The organism is Aquamicrobium zhengzhouense, assembly GCF_016124105.1.
Taxonomy (GTDB): Bacteria; Pseudomonadota; Alphaproteobacteria; order Rhizobiales; family Rhizobiaceae; genus Aerobium; species Aerobium zhengzhouense.
The window spans coordinates 12,561-28,770 of record NZ_JADGMQ010000016.1; the positions used below are offsets into that span (position 1 = coordinate 12,561).

The window sequence follows — 16,210 nt, forward strand, 5'->3', positions numbered from 1 at the left end:
CGCGCCTTTCCGAGATTTTGAGGTGCAGCGGCCTCTTAATACGTTTCCTAACATGTCCGAGTTTCAACTAGCGGGCAATTTATGCCGTGGGAACGCGGCAAGTGGCGTTGTGCGAGGCGGTAGAAGATGATGCCAACCGAGATCGTCCGCACCCATGGCTACGCCCCCGAAGATCTCGCCTATGCACTTGAAACACGTCACGCCGTCGAAAATCGCCTGCGCCATATGCTGGAAGGCGAAGGTAGCGACATCCCCGGCAATCTGATCGCCGCTATGGAGCATGCGCTGATTGCGCCAAGCAAGCGCGTTCGCCCCGTGCTCCTTTATCTCATCGCCGAGCCTGATGCTGGCGCGCAAGAGTCGGTCCTCGACCTTTGCTGCGCGGTGGAGATGGTTCACACCGCATCCCTGATCCTTGACGACTTGCCTTGCATGGACGACGCCATGATGCGCCGCGAGCGCCCGACCACCCATGTCGCCTTCGGCCAGTCCACGGCTATTCTCAGCGCAATTGCCCTGCTAACCCGCGCATTCGGCATCATTGCGGAGATCAAGGCCCCGCCGGCGATCCGCACCCGGCTTGTCTCGGTCCTAGCCAAATCCATCGGCCACAAAGGGCTCGTCGCTGGGCAGGAAATCGATCTTAACGGCCGTGCCCACCTCACTGATGAGACGGACGTCGAACGCCTCAACTGGCTGAAAACCGGCATCTTCTTCGTTTCATGCGCCGAAATGGGCGCGATCTTTCGCGGCATGACCAGCAATCAGCTTGGCCTGATCAGGACATTTGCGAAGCATCTTGGCCTTGCTTTCCAGACCGCTGACGACCTTCTCGACGGGACCGATGATCCAAACAGGATCGGCAAAGACGTCCACAAGGACGATGGCAAGGCAACGATTGTCTCGCTCTATGGAGAACGACGCGCGCGCATGACGTGCCTGGAGCATATTGAGGCGGCCAGGCAGGCGTTGCGCAGTTCGGGCGTGCGCCATCTGCCAATCGAGGCGCTGATCGACCGCTACCTGACAAGCAAGATCGCTTTCGATGGAAAATGATGCGCGCCCGCTGAGCATTGACGGGCTGACCGTGGCTTATGGGGCGCGCAAGGTTCTTGACGGTCTTGAACTGCATATCGGCCGGGGAGAGATATTCGGGCTGCTCGGCCCGAACGCTGCCGGAAAGACCACGCTGATCCGTACCATCTGCGGACGGCTCAAGCCTGCGGACGGCTTGGTCAGGGTGTCGGGGCAAACCGGCAGGGATCGGCTGCGGCACATCGGCCTCGCTCCGCAGGAAATCGCACTTTACCCGCACCTGACTGTTCAGGAGAACCTTGAGGTCTTCGGCCGCCTGTCCGGAATTTCCCGCAGCGCTCTCAGTGAGCGTGTCGAATGGGCGAGCGCTGCATCCCAGGTAACGGAGCGCCTTGGCGAGCGCGTCTCCCTGTTGTCAGGAGGGTGGAAGCGCCGGGTCAATATCGCCGCCGCAATCCTTCATCTGCCGTCGCTGCTCATCCTCGACGAGCCCACGGCTGGCGTCGATCTCGCCGCGCGCAATCATCTTCATGAGGTAATCACCAATCTGAGCCTTGAGGGGATGGGGGTACTGCTGGCCACCCATGACCTTGACCAGGCCGAAGGGATCTGCTCGCGAGTGGGTCTGCTGCAGGCGGGAAAGCTTGCACTGCAGGGTGTGCCCCGACAGCTCATATCGGACGCCTTCGCGGACCGGAAGGAGGTGATCATCGAACTGCGCCGCGCACCACCTGCCGCGCATATCGACCTTCTCGAAGCAGCAGGATTTGCCCGCCAGGACGGCGTCACCAGTTGGGTGATGCTCAGCGGAAATGAGGCCCCGCAGCTGGAACGTCTGGCTCAGGCCCTCGTCAGATCGGGTCTGGAGCTGAAGGAGATACGCCTGCGCGAACCCGGCCTCAACAGCCTTTTCCTGCGTGTCATTCGCGACAAGGCGCCAGCTCAATGATTGGCGTCATGTTCCGAGTGATGGCGCTGACGGTGATCCGCGACCGCGGTTCGCTCGCCCTCGCATTCGTGCTTCCGCCCGTGATTTTCATGATCTTCGCTGCGATTTTCGCCAGCGTCGGTGGCGGCGATTTCCGCCTGCAGGTTGCACTGGGAGCTTCGCCCGACGCCCCGATCCCGGCCCGGCTTGAACAGGCACTGCGCGAGGACGATTCCCTGCGCATGCTGCCGGGGGTGTCCGCGAGCCGCGAGGCGATTGCCGAACTGATCCAGAAAGGGCGCGCGGATGTCGGGCTCTTCGTCAAAGCGCCCGCCGCAGCAGACGCGGAGGCTCCATTTATCGTGCTGGTCGACCCCGGAAAACTCATTGCCGGTTCGATAATGACGGGGCAGTTGCAGCGGATGATCGCAAGCGAATTGCCGGAAATTGCGCTGGCACGAACCGCAATCACGGTCGAGCAACTGGCGGGCGGCTTCACCATCGAGCAGAAGGTACGGCTGGACGCTGCCTTGGTGGCGGTAGCCGAAGGAAATGGCGCAACAAGCGATTCCGCGCCGCTGGTGACAACCGAGCAAGTCGGTCCATCACGAGGCGGCACGGCGGCGATTGCCTATTATGCAGGCGCTGTCTCAATCCTCTTCCTCCTGTTTTCGTCCCTTCAAAGCGCGGCAATGCTGATTGAAGAGCGGGACACCGGTATTTTAGATCGTATCGCCGTCGGCCCTGCGGGAACCGATGTCGTTGTCATCGGTAAATTCCTCTTCCTCACGGTTCAGGGTGTCGTTCAGGTTTCGCTGATCTTTCTTGCAGCAGTTCTGCTCCACGATCTCGAACTTGCACCCCGGTTCGGGGCATGGCTCCTCGTCACCGTGACCGCCTCGACGGCTGCTGCGGGTCTCGGCCTTGCAGTCGCATCCGCCTGCACAAGTAAATTGCAGGCGCAAACGATTTCGACATTCGTCGTGCTCGTCAGTTCAGCCCTTGGCGGCTCGATGGTGCCGCGTTTCATGATGCCGCCCTGGTTGCAGGATATTGGCTGGTTCACCCCGAACGCCTGGACTGTCGAGGCTTATTACGGGATCCTGTGGCGCGATGAGCGGCTGAGGGAACTCCTTGCAGAGCTATCGCTTCTGGGACTGGTTGCTTTGGTGGCATTAGGCGCAAGCATTGTGGTGTCGCGCTTTCGCCTGAGCATGTAGCAGGCCGAGGAGGTCGCATGGAAACATTGATGTCCTACGTGCTTCCGGTCCTGCTGGTCATCGGCTCGGTGGTGTTCATGGAATGGTTCGCCACCTGGTCGCACCGCCACATCATGCACGGATGGGGCTGGGGCTGGCACAAGTCGCACCATGAGCCGCATGACCACGCGCTGGAGAAGAACGACCTTTATGCCGTGGTGTTCGCGGGCGTTGCCATATTGCTCTTCCTCGCCGGCGAAGCATGGTGGAGGCCGCTCACCTGGATCGCGCTCGGCGTCACGATTTACGGCTTTCTCTACTTCGTCCTTCATGACGGGCTGGTGCATCAGCGCTGGCCGTTCAAGTACATTCCACGCAAGGGCTACCTCAAGCGCGTCTACCAGGCACACCGGCTGCATCATGCGGTGAAGGGCAAGGACGGCTGTGTCTCGTTCGGCTTCGTCTATGCTCCGCCCGTCGACAAGCTGGTCAGGGAATTGCAGGAATATCGGAACTCCGACGCTTCGCGGCACGGCGAAGAGCCGCCGACCACGCATTAGCTACAAGGGTCGTTGCCAAAGGTGGTTTCGGGGATGTCTCATCTTGCTGCCGCGTGTCGCGGCGACATCCCGCAGTCCGGCGGTCAGGAGAGAAATCTTCTCGCCTTTTGTTGTCGACACCCGTTGCTCCCAGGCCGATGGACCATTTGCGCGCAACTTCTGGCCGATAGCCTGATAGACCCGCCTGGCCGCCGCAATCGCCCAGGCTGAACGCGCCGGGAGCGCTGACAAGCCTGCATAGGCCGATTGGTAGTAGTCATCGGCGAAATCGAGAAGGTCGAGCGCGGCTGCGTGCAGCCTTGGCCATTGGTCACGATCTTCCGGGGCAATGCCGAAGACGCCATGGCGCGACAAAACCTCTTCGGGAACGTAGACCCGGCCCGAGCGGGCATCATCAATGACATCACGGGCAATATTGGTGAGCTGGAAAGCGATGCCGAGATCGCAGGCACGGTCGAGCACCGCCTTGTCCCGCACGCCCATGATCATCGCCATCATCACGCCGACAACACCCGCAACGTGATAGCAATAATCCAGCGTCTCCTCGATGGTGCGGTATCGCCTCGCCTCGACATCCATCTCGAAGCCGGTGAGCAACTCCTGCGGATGGCGGTGCGGGATCTGGTGGCGGCTGATGACACGGCGCAACGCTTCAAAGATGTATTCGTCTGACGGTTCACCAGCGAGCGCAGCACTTGTTTTAAGCCGCAACTCATCGAGACGCTGGCTCTGGCCTTCGCGGAAATCTGCAGCCTGGCCGTGCCCTCCGACCTGGCCGTCAATGACATCATCGCAATGGCGACACCAGGCATAGAGCATCATCGAATCGTTACGGGTTTCGCGATCAAACAAGCGTGAGGCGGCGGCAAAACTTTGCGAGCCCTTCTCGATCGACACCCGGCTCTGCTCGACGATCGGGTCCTTCATGGCTGCGCATCCGCGATCATCAATCCTGCCGTCGCCTTGGCAGATCCGATGACACCCGGAATGCCTGCGCCCGGATGTGTCCCGGCACCGATAATGTAGAGATTGCGGATGACGTCATCGCGGTTGTGCGGGCGAAACCAGGCGCTCTGCGTCAGGATCGGCTCAATCGAAAACGCCGAACCCAGATGCGCGTTGAGTTCGTCGCGAAAGTCGAACGGCGAGAAATGGCGGACGGTGACAAGGTCGTCCAGAAGTCCGGGAATATACCTGTCGTGAAGGTATTTCAGAATGCGGTCGCGGTAGCGCGGGCCCTCAATGTCCCAATCAATATCAGCCGTGCCAAGATGCGGCACCGGCGACAGGACATAATAGGCGCTGTGCCCGGGGGGAGCGAGGCTGTCATCGCTTACCGACGGCGCATGCAGATAGAGCGAAAAGTCATCGGCAAGGCCGCTCCCCTTGAATATCTCGTCGATAAGCCCGCGATAGCGCTGACCGAACAGCACCATATGATGCTTGAGCTGGGGATGCTGGCGGCGAAGCCCGAAATAGATCACGAAAAGGGACATGGAGTGCCGTTTGCCTGCAAGTCGGCGTCCATTCGCCTCGCCGCGCGCCGTGCCTCGCAGCATATGGCGATAGGTGTGCACGACATCGGCGTTTGATGCGATCTGGTCAAAGCTGGCATTGCTTCCATCTCTGAAAGCAATGCCCGTTGCACGTTCCCCTCGCATGATGATGCGGTCGATTTCCGCATTGAGGTGGATCGTGCCGCCAAGATCCTCGAACAGCCTGACCATCGCAGCAACCAGCGCGCCAGTTCCCCCCTTGGCAAACCACACACCGCCCTGTCGCTCCAGCGCATGGATCAAGGCGTAAATCGAGGAGGTATCGAACGGGTTGCCGCCGACAAGCAGCGAGTGGAAGCTGAAGGCCTGCCGCAATTGCTCGTCACGAATGAACTGGCTCACCTTGGCATAGACGCTGCGATAGCTTTCCAGGCGAACGAGTTGCGGAGCGGCCCTCAGCATCAAGCCAATGTTGAGGAACGGGACCGCTCCCAATTTCTCGTAGCCCTCGCGGTAGACGTCTGCCGAATAGGCCAGAAATCGCCTGTAGCCCTCGACATCTTGCGGCGATTTCGCAGCGATCTGGCGATCAAGATCCGCCTGATCATCGGCATAGTCGAAGCGATAGCCGTCTTCCCAGCACAGCTGATAAAACGGTGCCACCGGCAACAGCGTCACGTAATCGGCAATGTCGCGCCCGGAAAGCCGCCAAAGCTGTTCGAGGCAGTCGGGATCGGTGATGACCGTCGGACCGGCGTCAAAGGTGAAGCCTTCGTCGTGATAGACATAGGCGCGCCCTCCCGGCTTGTCGCGCTTTTCGAAAATCGTGGTCTGAATGCCCGCGCTTTGCAGGCGGATCGCCAGTGCCAGACCGCCAAACCCCGCGCCGATGATTGCTGCTGTCCTTGTGTCGCTCACGCTTTCTCCGGCTTCAGGAAGGGTGCTTCGCGCAAGCAGGCGAGAGCCCGGTGGATCGGCACCGGCGGTTTGCCGGTAAGAATGCGGATCATGTCGGCCGGCGTGCTTTCACCGGCATAGAACCGCTCGATGAGGGGCTGCCTGAGGCGATAAAATCGCTGCAGAACGAGATGGCGGTGCTGCGAACGCGCCGCGCGGAAAAGCATTCGGTTCAGGAGCCGATAAAAGCCCTGCCCCTTTTGCCGGGCAACAGCATGCGCCCTTATTTTCGAGGCAAGCGCGCCGCTGCCGGCCGGCCAGTTCCGCGCGACCAGATTGGCGACGCGCACCGCGTCGGGCAGGCTGTAACCTGTGGTCGGATGGAAGAGCGCCGCCCGCATTCCGATCTGCGCCACGTCATCTGGCGCCTCCGCCCAGAATTGTTCTGCATCATAGGCAAGGGTGATTGGCAGCACCCCGCTTTCGCGGTGAAGCACCTTGCTGACGCTCCACCCCCGCGTCTCGGCGTAGTCGTAGATCGCATCGACGATCTCGTCATGGTCAAGGTCGCCCTCGTCCGTGTAATGGGTATCTTCGATCAGGATGCGGGTGGGCGAGAAGGGAAGCAGGTAGACGAAGCGATAGCCGTCGATCTGGTCCACCGAAGCGTCCATGATGACGGGATTGAGGATGCCATGCGGCGCATTGGTCTCGACGTCCAGGCCAACAAATTTCTGGAAGCCTAGCGAAATGGCACTGCTGTTGCGAAAGCCCCGCGCATCAATCACGCAGTCGGCTTCTATCCGCTCGCCGTTTTGAAGCGTGGACGCCCCAGCGGAAAGCGCTGCGACCGGAGCGTTCGTCCTGATGCTGACATTCTCAAGGCTTTCGACGGCCGCCCTGACGGAAGAGCTCGTCAGCGCTGCATAAGGCGTTGAAAGATGCCTTTCATAGTCGGGAAAGCGTACCGTCTGCCCCGCCCATCGATGAGCGATCATCGGTGCCATCCATTGCAGATCGGCGGGCGAGACGTCGGCCAGATGGAAGGACCATGTGTGTTCTCCAAACGGAGTGTCGGAGGCTTCGAGGATCGTGATTTGAGTGTCGCCGATCGAAGACAGCCGCTGCGCTATCAGCGCGGCTGACAATCCTGCACCGGCGATGACCAGTTGCTGACCGCGCGTCTTGGAGATCGACAAACTCTACCTCGGGACCTCTGAGCCCGGCAAATACCACCCGCTCATTGGTACAACGCGCTTTAACAGTTTTTGTTTCGCTGGTTCCCCACCTTCGCACCACGTCGAAAAAGTTCGCGAAGCAGTTGATCTGGTTTTGACGTCGCGCAGACACGTGGGGGGCAGGATTCCGCCGGAAATCGATCCTCCAGGTGTCTGGCGACCGCGAATGATCTGGCGTTCCACCAGCCACCGCGGCCGCATTGTTGCCTATCGCTTGGCCCCTTCGCTACCAGTTGACGCGCAGGCCGACCGCGCCTCCAGTCGCGGAACCGCGTCCTCCGCCACTGATAGACCAGCGATGGTCCACGTGGCCGTAGAGGCTGAACGTATCGGTCAGTCGTGCAGTAAGACCTGCGCCAAGCTCGAGCGAGGTGCCGCCGAAGCGTGTGTCTAGTGTCGTTGGCCCGAGAATTGTATGATCGGTACCGCTGAAACTATGCCAGAGATTGGCCTTAACGTAAGGCTGCCAGACCGTTTCTCCGTCCTTTGAAGTGTACTGCAACCGCATCCCAAGGCGTCCGGTAACTGCGTCGTCCTCATCCCACGCTAGGGTCGTGAAGGCGTCATAGGAATCCCTGAAAGAGACGGTCTGATAGATGATCTGCGCTTGAGGCTCGAGCTGCCAGCCATCCGCGATCACGAATGGCTGACCTGCTTCAAGGGAAGCGGTGAAGCCAGTGCCACGGGTGCTCATCCGGGTGCCAAAATCCGAATGCGCATAGGCTTTCATCCAGTTCCACTGAACGACACCGTCCAGATAGCCTCCAGAGGGCGAGTAGTGCGTCCAATAGGCACCAATAGCCGGCCCAGCCAGCTCGACCTTGCCGACCTGAAGATCATGGACACCGAGCGCAAAGCCACTCAACCCGTGACCGATGGGTGGCGTAGCCGCCATAGATCCCAAAATGGTCACGGTGTCCGTTTGAATGCTCGGCCCGGTAGAGGTCCAGCCCGCCCTGAATGCCCCAAAGGCGAGCATTGCGGATCTGAACATCGGCCGACCCGGTCCACCTGTTCCGCCCGCTTTCCCCCAGGAACCTCAACCAGGCGCCATTGAAGTAGTTCTCCTGATCAGGTTGCAACCTGATGCTCATCTGATCGCCGACACGCTCATGCAGCGTGCCAAGGAATGCCAGTCCCAGCTCTCTGGCAATTGCAGGAACCGGTGCGTAGAGCGGAACCTCCGGACGATAAAGCGGGACCTCAGCATCAGGTGTCCCCGGAATTTCGGGAACCGCGGGCAATTCCGGCTCCTCGGGGACCTCTGGAACTTCAGGCTCCTCTGGGCCACCCGGAACTTCAGGCTCCTCGGGAAACCTCTGGAACTTCGGGCTCCTCCGGAACTTCCGGTGCTATAATATGAGAGCGCAGAAACCAGTCCTCGGTACTGGTGGTTCCACCGCGGAACAACAGGTATTCATATCCACCCACCGCGGTGCGCGAGGTCAGATAGAACGCGTCGGTGTCGGTCGCGGCACCGCCTTGAGTTTCCACGATACGGATGCCATCGGCCGTTGTCAGGTCACCGGCCCCGCCGGCGTTTCTAACAATCAGCCCCGTGGTTCCTGTTGCAGAGCCGCCGTCGATGATCAGCCGGTTTGTCGCAGAATCGTCAGCCCCGAGCACTGTGTTGATGGCCAGGAAACCGTTCTGAGCGTCATAGCTTCCTGCCGACAACACAGAACTGGTGTCGCCTGAAACGAAGCTGATCAAGCCCGCGTTCGAAATCGAACCCGCATTGGAGGATGCGGTTACGTTCCACTCGCTCGCATTATCGACGGCAATGCTCGTTGCGCCAGCTGAGCGCCCGGTCCACGTGGAAGCAACGAGACTTAGATCTGCGAGACCGCCTGACACGAGCAGATTGCCGGTCCAGTCGGACCTGCCGAAGCTAGCGTCAAGCGCGGTGTCCGCACCCGATACATCCACGTCGCCTGTAACACCCGAAACACTGTTGAAGGTGAGATCAAGATCCGACCCGTTGAAAACATCTGCAAGCACGGTACGACCGCCGCTGATGCCTGGCGACACGACAACCGGACCGTTCAGCGTGATCTGGCCATGGCCTGCATCGGCCCGAATGAGAGATCCGGCGACGGAACTCAGGCTGCCCCCGTTAACAGTGACTTGGCCCCGATCTGTCCCTAGCGTATTCTCCACAAGGATCGCCGATCCACCGTCTCCACTAGCCCTCGCGGCGACGTCGGTCAGTATTTGGCTGCCCCCATTGTTGACCACCACTGCGTCGGCATTCTGCCCAGACGCATTAATTGTACCTCGGTTGAATTCGACCGATGAACCCGCTCCGTCAACTGAGGTACCCGCTGCATTCGCACCACTCGTCGTGACCGAGCTTTCGACCAGAATGACCGATGAACCCCCATCAACGAGCACGCCTTCGCTCTCAGGCCCCGAAGTGTTGATGTCTAGTCGAGTGCCCGAGAAGTTGCTGCTTGAGCTGGCCCATATTCCGGCTGAGAGCCGCCCGGCGGTTGTAATGGACGAGTTTGTCAACTGTCCGGTAGCGCCATTCCAAAGCAAAACGCCATTTGCGTAGGCATCAGCGCCTTCAGCAAGCGTGATTATCTCCACGCCGGTTCCGGTGAAACTTGCGCCATTTTCCGCCTGAATACCTTCGGCAGTTTTCCCTGCCGTCTCAAGACTTGCTCCATCCAAGACCGCCGTTGAACCGGGACCACGCATCGAGATGGCATCCGAATTGTCAGCAGTTGTGGTGACCTCAAGGTCCTTGGCGATAAACGAGCCACCATCAGCAATGTTTACACCATATCCATACCCGGAACCTGTCGTAATGATCGCGCTGTCGAAAAGATGCGCGATGCTTCCGACGCCGACCACTGACAAACCGTGGCCATCATGGCCGGTGCTATTGCTGAGACTTACGCTCGTTCCTGAGTATTCTCCGCCGTTGATGACATCGATCAACGGCGCGGTGGTAGATGGGAGATCGAGAGTGCGTGTCACTCCCGTTTCAGAACAGGAACTGCCATTCAGGGTCAACTGACCTGTGGCTGGCGCACATTGTGACCAAGAACTTTCGGTCGACATCAGAAGAATGCTTGCGCTGAGAACGAACGTAAATCGAAGCGCCTGAGAATCGAATGATTCCTTCCCCCGCCTGTAGTTGCCTGACGAAATCGATTCCATGCCAACCACCTTTTCTAAGAAGAAGTGATTCCTAATTTATCTTATCAATATATATCTGCAACCGAGGGTCGATATAAATACTTGCACACACGTGGCAACGCCACGTGAACCGATCAGCATCGACCGATAGGTACTGGGGTGCGAATACTGAATCACGGCAGTAGTCCAGCTTCCGGAAGCACACAAGACTTCACTTTCACTCTTCCTGCGGGACCCGGATCGGAATAAATTCTTACGCGAAGGGCTCGACGACCACCCGCCGCCCGAGCATGAACGCATCGGCGACGTGGATGAGGGGTGAGAGGTCGGCATCAATGTCGCGCGTCGAGATCAATTCGGCAAATCGGGCGTAGATGCCGTCATATTCGGCATCGTCCTCCCGCAATGTCTCGCGCCCGTCGACGTGCATTTCGGCACCGCCTGACCGGAGCAGCAGCGTGCCGCTCTCGGTTTCGACCTCGATGTCCCAACTCTGCGGACCGGTCTGCCGCCAGTCGAAGTTCGCCTCAACCTCAAAGCCCCCATCCCCCGTAAAACGCAGCGTCGCCGCGATTGGCGCGTCGCGTCCGTCGGGAAATTCCAGTGTCGAGGAAACGAGGTGGAAGGGCTCTGGCAGGATGCGGGTGACGATCGACAGCGCGTTGATGCCGGGGTCAAATACGCCGAGCCCGCCCGGCTGCCAGATCCAGGCTTGTCCCGGATGCCAGCGGCGCACGTCTTCCTTCCAGATGACGGAAACATGCCGCACCTTCTTGTCCTGCAGCCAAAGGCGTGCGGGCTCGACGGCAGCGGCAAAGCGCGAGTGCCAGGTGGCGAACAGCGCGACGTTCTGCGCCTTCGCCATCCGCACCAGTGCCTCGACTTCGGCGATGGTGGCACCCGGCGGCTTTTCGAGCAGGACATGGCGGTCGGCGGCGATTGCCTTTGCAGCCGCTTCGTAACGCACCTGCGGCGGCATGCAGAGCGCCATCGCCTCAATGTCCGGGCGCGCGGCAAGCAGCGCGTCGAGCGTTTCGAAATTATCGATGCCGTCGAGGCCGGAATGGCTGCTGACGGTGGCCGCCAAATGAAACCGGGCGTTGCCGGAAATCGCCGGCACGTGCTGGTCACGCGCGATCTTGCCGACGCCAACAATGGCGATGTTAGTGGCTGTCACGGGGAACGTCCCTGCCGCGTCGGCCCTTGAGGAAGTCGAAGTCAGCACCGGTATCGGCCCCCTGGACATGATCGTGGAACAGGCGGGCATAGCCGCTTTCAGGCGCCTGCACCGTCGGTGACCACGCGGCCAGGCGCGCGGCGATCTCCTCATCCGACACATCGAGATGGAGCCGCCGGTTCTGCACGTCGAGTTCGATGAAATCGCCAGTGCGGACGATGGCAAGCGGGCCGCCGACCGCCGCCTCCGGCGAGGTGTGCAGGACGACGGTGCCATAGGCGGTGCCGGACATGCGCGCGTCGGAAATGCGCACCATGTCGGCAATTCCCTTGCGCAGGACCTTGGGCGGCAGGCCCATATTGCCGACCTCGGCCATGCCGGGATAGCCGCGCGGGCCGCAATTCTTCATGACCATGATGCAGGTCTCGTCAATGTCGAGCGCCTCGTCATTGATGCGGGCCTTGTAGTCGTCGATATCCTCGAACACGACGGCGCGGCCGCGATGCTGCATCAGATGGGGGCTCGCCGCCGACGGTTTGAGCACCGCGCCGTTGGGTGCAAGATTCCCCTTCAAAACCGCAATGCCGCCATGCGATGTAAGCGCCTTGTCGGTCGGCAGGATCACGTCCTCGTTCCAGTTGCGAACCTCCTTCACCTCCTCCCAGATCGATGAGCCGGAGACGGTGAGTGCGTCACGGTTGATGAGCCCCGCCTCCCCCAGCCGCTTGATGACCACCGGCAGCCCGCCTGCGTAGAAGAACTCTTCCATCAGATATTTGCCGGACGGCATCAAATTGACGATGGTCGGCACATCGCGGCCGAGCCGGTCCCAATCATCCAGCGTAAGATCGACGCCGACACGCCCGGCGAGCGCAAGCAGGTGAATGACGGCATTGGTCGAGCCGCCGATCGCGCCGTTGACGCGGATCGCGTTTTCGAACGCCGCGCGGGTCAGAATGTCGGCGGGCTTCAGGTCGTCCTTGACCATGTCGACGATGCGCCGGCCGGTAAGATGCGCCATCACCCGGCGGCGCGAGTCGACCGCCGGGATGGCGGCATTGCCGGAAAGCGCCATGCCCAACGCTTCTGCCATCGACGCCATGGTCGAGGCGGTGCCCATCGTGTTGCAGGAACCGGGGCTGCGCGACATGGCCTGCTCGGCCTCGAGGAACTCGTCGCCCGTCATGGTGCCGGCCTTGACCGCTTCGCTCATCTGCCAGAGCGCGGTGCCGGAGCCGACCCGCTCGCCGCGGAACCAGCCGTTCAGCATCGGTCCGCCGGAGATGACGATGGCCGGGATGTCGACGCTTGCCGCGCCCATCAGCAGTGCCGGTGTGGTCTTGTCACAGCCAACCATGAGGACAACGCCGTCGAGCGGATTGGCTCGCAGCGCCTCCTCGACGTCCATCGCAGCAAGGTTGCGGTACATCATGGCGGTGGGACGCAGCGCGCTCTCGCCGGTCGAGAACACCGGAAATTCGAGCGGCAGCCCGCCCGCCTCGTAGATGCCGTGCTTGACCCGCTGGGCGAGATCACGCATATGCGCGTTGCACGGCGTCAGCTCCGACCAGGTGTTGCAGATGCCGATCACCGGGCGGCCATCGAACAGGTCGGCTGGCAGTCCCTGGTTCTTCATCCAGGAGCGGTGGTAGATGTGGTCGCGGCTGGTGCCGCCGAACCATTCCGAAGAGCGCAGCTTGCGCGGCCATTCGGCCTTCCTGAAGCCCATGTCTTACGCCTTGTTCTTGTTGTAGACGTCGAAGATGACGGCGGCGAGCAGCACCAGGCCCTTGATGACCTGCTGGTAGTCGATGCCGATGCCGAGGATCGACATGCCGTTGTTCATCACGCCCATGATGAAGGCGCCGATCACTGCACCCACAATGGTGCCGACCCCGCCCGACATTGATGCGCCGCCGATGAAGACAGCCGCAATCACGTCGAGTTCGAAGCCGAGACCGGCCTTGGGCGTTGCCGTGTTGAGACGCGCGGCAAAGACGAGCCCCGCCAGCGCCGCCAGCATGCCCATATTGGCAAAGGTGAGGAACACCAGCCGTTCAGTGCGGATGCCCGAGAGCTTGGCCGCCTTCTCGTTGCCGCCAATGGCATAGATGCGCCGGCCGATCGTGGTGCGGTTGGCGATGAAAGAATAAACGGCGATCAGCAGCGCCATCACGATGAAGACGTTCGGCAAGCCGCGGAACGAGGCCATCAAATAGCTCATATAGGCGATGGCGCAGAAGATCAGCGCGTTCTTGACGGTGAAGATCGCGAATGGCTCCTCGACGAGGCCGCGCTTGTGCTCCTGCCGCCGCGTGCGGATGGCGAGATAGAGCAACAACACCGCAAAGCCGAGGCCGACCAGCAGCGAGAAAAGATTGATCTCTTCCGCGCCGAAGAGGTCCGGAACGAAGCCCGACGAGATCAGCTGGAAGGTCGGCGGGAACGGCCCGACCGATTGGCCGGCGAGCAGCCACAGGGTCAGCCCCTTGAACACCAGCATGCCTGCAAGAGTGACGATGAAGGACGGAATGCGGAAATAGGCGATCCAGTAGCCTTGCGCCGCACCGATCGCGGCCCCCACGGCCAGGCAGACGATTGCCGCCAGCACGAAATTGACCTGCCATTGCACGATCATCACCGCCGCCAGCGCCCCGATGAAGCCGAGCACCGAGCCGACCGAAAGATCGATATGGCCGGAGACGATCACCAGCAGCATGCCCACCGCCATGATGACGATATAGCTGTTCTGCAGCACCAGATTGGTCAGGTTGACCGGGCGCAGCAGGATGCCGCCGGTGGCGAACTGGAAGAAGGCCATGATCACGACGAGCGCGATCAGGATTCCGTATTCGCGCATGTTGGCGCGCAGGAAATGCCGGGTCTTCGAGCCAGAGGCCACCTCGGGCCTGCCGGATGTGAGGGTCTGATCCATGGACTACCCGCCTGCCTTGATGATCACGGACATGATCTTTTCCTGGGTCGCCTCCGAGGTCGGCAGCTCGCCGACAAAGCGCCCCTTGTTCATGACGTAGAGCCGGTCGGTGGTGCCGAGCAGCTCCGGCATCTCCGATGAGATGACGATGATCGATTTTCCGCTCGCGGCGAGGTCGCGAATGATCGTGTAGATTTCGAACTTGGCGCCGACGTCGATGCCCCGCGTCGGCTCATCAAGGATCAGGATGTCGGGATCGGAGAACAGCCATTTCGACAGCACCACTTTCTGCTGATTGCCGCCGGAAAGGTTCACCGCCGCCTGCTCGATGGTGGGCGTCTTGATGTTGATGCGCCGCCGGTATTCCTCGGCCACCTCGCCCTCGCGGTGCCTGTCGATGACACCGGAATTCGAAATGCCCTCAAGATTGGCGAGGGGCACGTTGCGGCGGATGGTCTGGTCGAGCACGAGGCCATAGGACTTGCGGTCCTCGGTCGCGTAGGCGACGCCCGCATTGATGGCGGCCGGAACGGTAGAGAGGTCGACCTTTTTATTGTCGATGAAGGCCTCGCCTCCGGCATAGCGGCCATAGGAGCGGCCAAACAGGCTCATGGCGAGTTCCGTTCGCCCTGCCCCCATCAGTCCGGCAATGCCAAGCACCTCGCCGCGGCGCAGGTGAAAGCTGACATTGTCGACGACCTTGCGGTCCTGATCGATCGGATGGAGCACGGTCCAGTTCTTCACCTCGAACACGGTGTCGCCGATGCGCGGCTCGCGCGGCGGATAGCGGTCGGTGAGCGAGCGGCCGACCATGTCGCGGATGACGCGGTCTTCCGGCACCGGCCCCGCGCTGCAATCGAGCGTCGAGACCGCGCGGCCATCGCGGAGCACGGTGATGGTGTCGGCGACCTTGGAAACCTCGTTCAGCTTGTGCGAAATCAGGATCGAGGAGATACCGCGGGCGCGGAACTCCCTGAGAAGTTCGAGCAGCGCGTCGCTGTCCTTTTCGTTGAGCGAAGAGGTCGGCTCATCAAGGATCAGCAGCCTGACCTCGCGCGACAGCGCCTTGGCGATCTCGACCAGCTGCTGCTTGCCAAGGCCCAGATGCATCACCTTGGTTTCCGGGCGCTCGCTAAGGCCGACGCGGTCGAGCAGTTCGTGCGTGCGCCGGTTGGTCTCCTGCCAGTCGATGATGCCGTGTTTGGCGCATTCCTTGCCAAGGAAGATGTTTTCGGCGATCGACAGAAGCGGCACGAGCGCCAGCTCCTGATGGATGATGATGATGCCCTCGCGCTCGGAATCCGTAATGCCGCGGAAGGCCTTCACCTTCCCTTCATAGACAATGTCCCCCTCGTACTCGCCATGGGGATAGACGCCCGACAGGATCTTCATCAGCGTCGATTTGCCGGCACCGTTTTCGCCAACCAGCGCGTGAATTTCGCCGCGGCGTACCGCAAAGGAGACGTCGTCGAGCGCCTTCACGCCCGGAAAATTCTTGGAGATGTTGCGCATCTCGAGGATGATTTCGCTCACGACCATGCTCCGGCGGGAATTATGCAGGCGGCAGGCCCCGGCATGAGCGCCAGAACCCGCCACCG

14 protein-coding genes are annotated in these 16,210 nt (G+C 61.0%); 4 read left to right on the forward strand and 10 right to left on the reverse strand.

Features of this window, described 5'->3' with window-relative positions; genetic code table 11:
• Positions 1-126 precede the first annotated feature (126 nt).
• Genes IOD40_RS17090 through IOD40_RS17105 form a run of 4 tightly spaced genes read left to right on the forward strand, consistent with a single transcriptional unit; the run spans position 127 to position 3,722 of the window.
• Positions 127-1,056 carry a polyprenyl synthetase family protein gene (locus tag IOD40_RS17090; protein ID WP_198477919.1) on the forward strand — a complete coding sequence of 310 codons (930 nt, stop codon included), beginning with the start codon at positions 127-129 and terminating at the stop codon, positions 1,054-1,056.
• Positions 1,046-1,984: an ABC transporter ATP-binding protein gene (locus IOD40_RS17095; protein WP_198477920.1), complete on the forward strand. Its 939-nt coding sequence runs from the start codon at positions 1,046-1,048 to the stop codon at positions 1,982-1,984. Before IOD40_RS17090 ends, IOD40_RS17095 begins: the two co-directional genes overlap by 11 nt.
• Positions 1,981-3,183 carry an ABC transporter permease gene (locus IOD40_RS17100; protein WP_210336960.1) on the forward strand — a complete coding sequence of 401 codons (1,203 nt, stop codon included), beginning with the start codon at positions 1,981-1,983 and terminating at the stop codon, positions 3,181-3,183. Before IOD40_RS17095 ends, IOD40_RS17100 begins: the two co-directional genes overlap by 4 nt.
• A 17-nt stretch (positions 3,184-3,200) precedes the next feature.
• Entirely contained in the window at positions 3,201-3,722 is a 522-nt protein-coding gene (locus tag IOD40_RS17105; protein WP_198477922.1) for a sterol desaturase family protein, read from the forward strand.
• Here the strand turns inward: IOD40_RS17105 and IOD40_RS17110 are convergent, their stop codons facing one another.
• From IOD40_RS17110 to mmsA, 10 genes are all read right to left on the reverse strand, one after another.
• On the reverse strand, positions 3,723-4,649 hold the full coding sequence (locus IOD40_RS17110; RefSeq protein ID WP_198477923.1) for a phytoene/squalene synthase family protein: 927 nt from the start codon (positions 4,647-4,649) through the stop codon (positions 3,723-3,725).
• Positions 4,646-6,136, reverse strand: coding sequence for a phytoene desaturase (locus tag IOD40_RS17115; RefSeq protein WP_198477924.1), 1,491 nt, complete (start codon positions 6,134-6,136; stop codon positions 4,646-4,648). Before IOD40_RS17115 ends, IOD40_RS17110 begins: the two co-directional genes overlap by 4 nt.
• The gene (crtY, locus tag IOD40_RS17120) at positions 6,133-7,314 is read right to left on the reverse strand and encodes a lycopene beta-cyclase CrtY (RefSeq protein ID WP_198477925.1); all 1,182 of its coding nucleotides are present in this window, start codon (positions 7,312-7,314) and stop codon (positions 6,133-6,135) included. Before crtY ends, IOD40_RS17115 begins: the two co-directional genes overlap by 4 nt.
• A gap of 265 nt (positions 7,315-7,579) precedes the next feature.
• A complete protein-coding gene (locus IOD40_RS17125; protein ID WP_198477926.1) occupies positions 7,580-8,248 on the reverse strand; it encodes an autotransporter outer membrane beta-barrel domain-containing protein in 669 nt (222 codons plus the stop codon).
• The gene (locus IOD40_RS20235; protein WP_198477927.1) at positions 8,190-8,597 is read right to left on the reverse strand and encodes an autotransporter outer membrane beta-barrel domain-containing protein; all 408 of its coding nucleotides are present in this window, start codon (positions 8,595-8,597) and stop codon (positions 8,190-8,192) included. Before IOD40_RS20235 ends, IOD40_RS17125 begins: the two co-directional genes overlap by 59 nt.
• Positions 8,598-8,652: 55 nt before the next feature.
• Entirely contained in the window at positions 8,653-10,338 is a 1,686-nt protein-coding gene (locus tag IOD40_RS17135; protein ID WP_198477928.1) for a hypothetical protein, read from the reverse strand.
• Between the two features lie 415 nt (positions 10,339-10,753).
• Positions 10,754-11,677, reverse strand: coding sequence for a Gfo/Idh/MocA family protein (locus IOD40_RS17140; RefSeq protein WP_198477929.1), 924 nt, complete (start codon positions 11,675-11,677; stop codon positions 10,754-10,756).
• On the reverse strand, positions 11,664-13,406 hold the full coding sequence (gene araD / locus IOD40_RS17145) for an L-arabinonate dehydratase (protein ID WP_198477930.1): 1,743 nt from the start codon (positions 13,404-13,406) through the stop codon (positions 11,664-11,666). The genes IOD40_RS17140 and araD overlap by 14 nt, the downstream gene beginning before the upstream one ends.
• 3 nt (positions 13,407-13,409) lie before the next feature.
• Positions 13,410-14,612 carry a multiple monosaccharide ABC transporter permease gene (gene mmsB / locus IOD40_RS17150; RefSeq protein ID WP_198477931.1) on the reverse strand — a complete coding sequence of 401 codons (1,203 nt, stop codon included), beginning with the start codon at positions 14,610-14,612 and terminating at the stop codon, positions 13,410-13,412.
• Positions 14,613-14,615: 3 nt separating this feature from the next.
• Entirely contained in the window at positions 14,616-16,145 is a 1,530-nt protein-coding gene (gene mmsA, locus IOD40_RS17155) for a multiple monosaccharide ABC transporter ATP-binding protein (RefSeq protein WP_198477932.1), read from the reverse strand.
• Positions 16,146-16,210 lie beyond the last annotated feature (65 nt).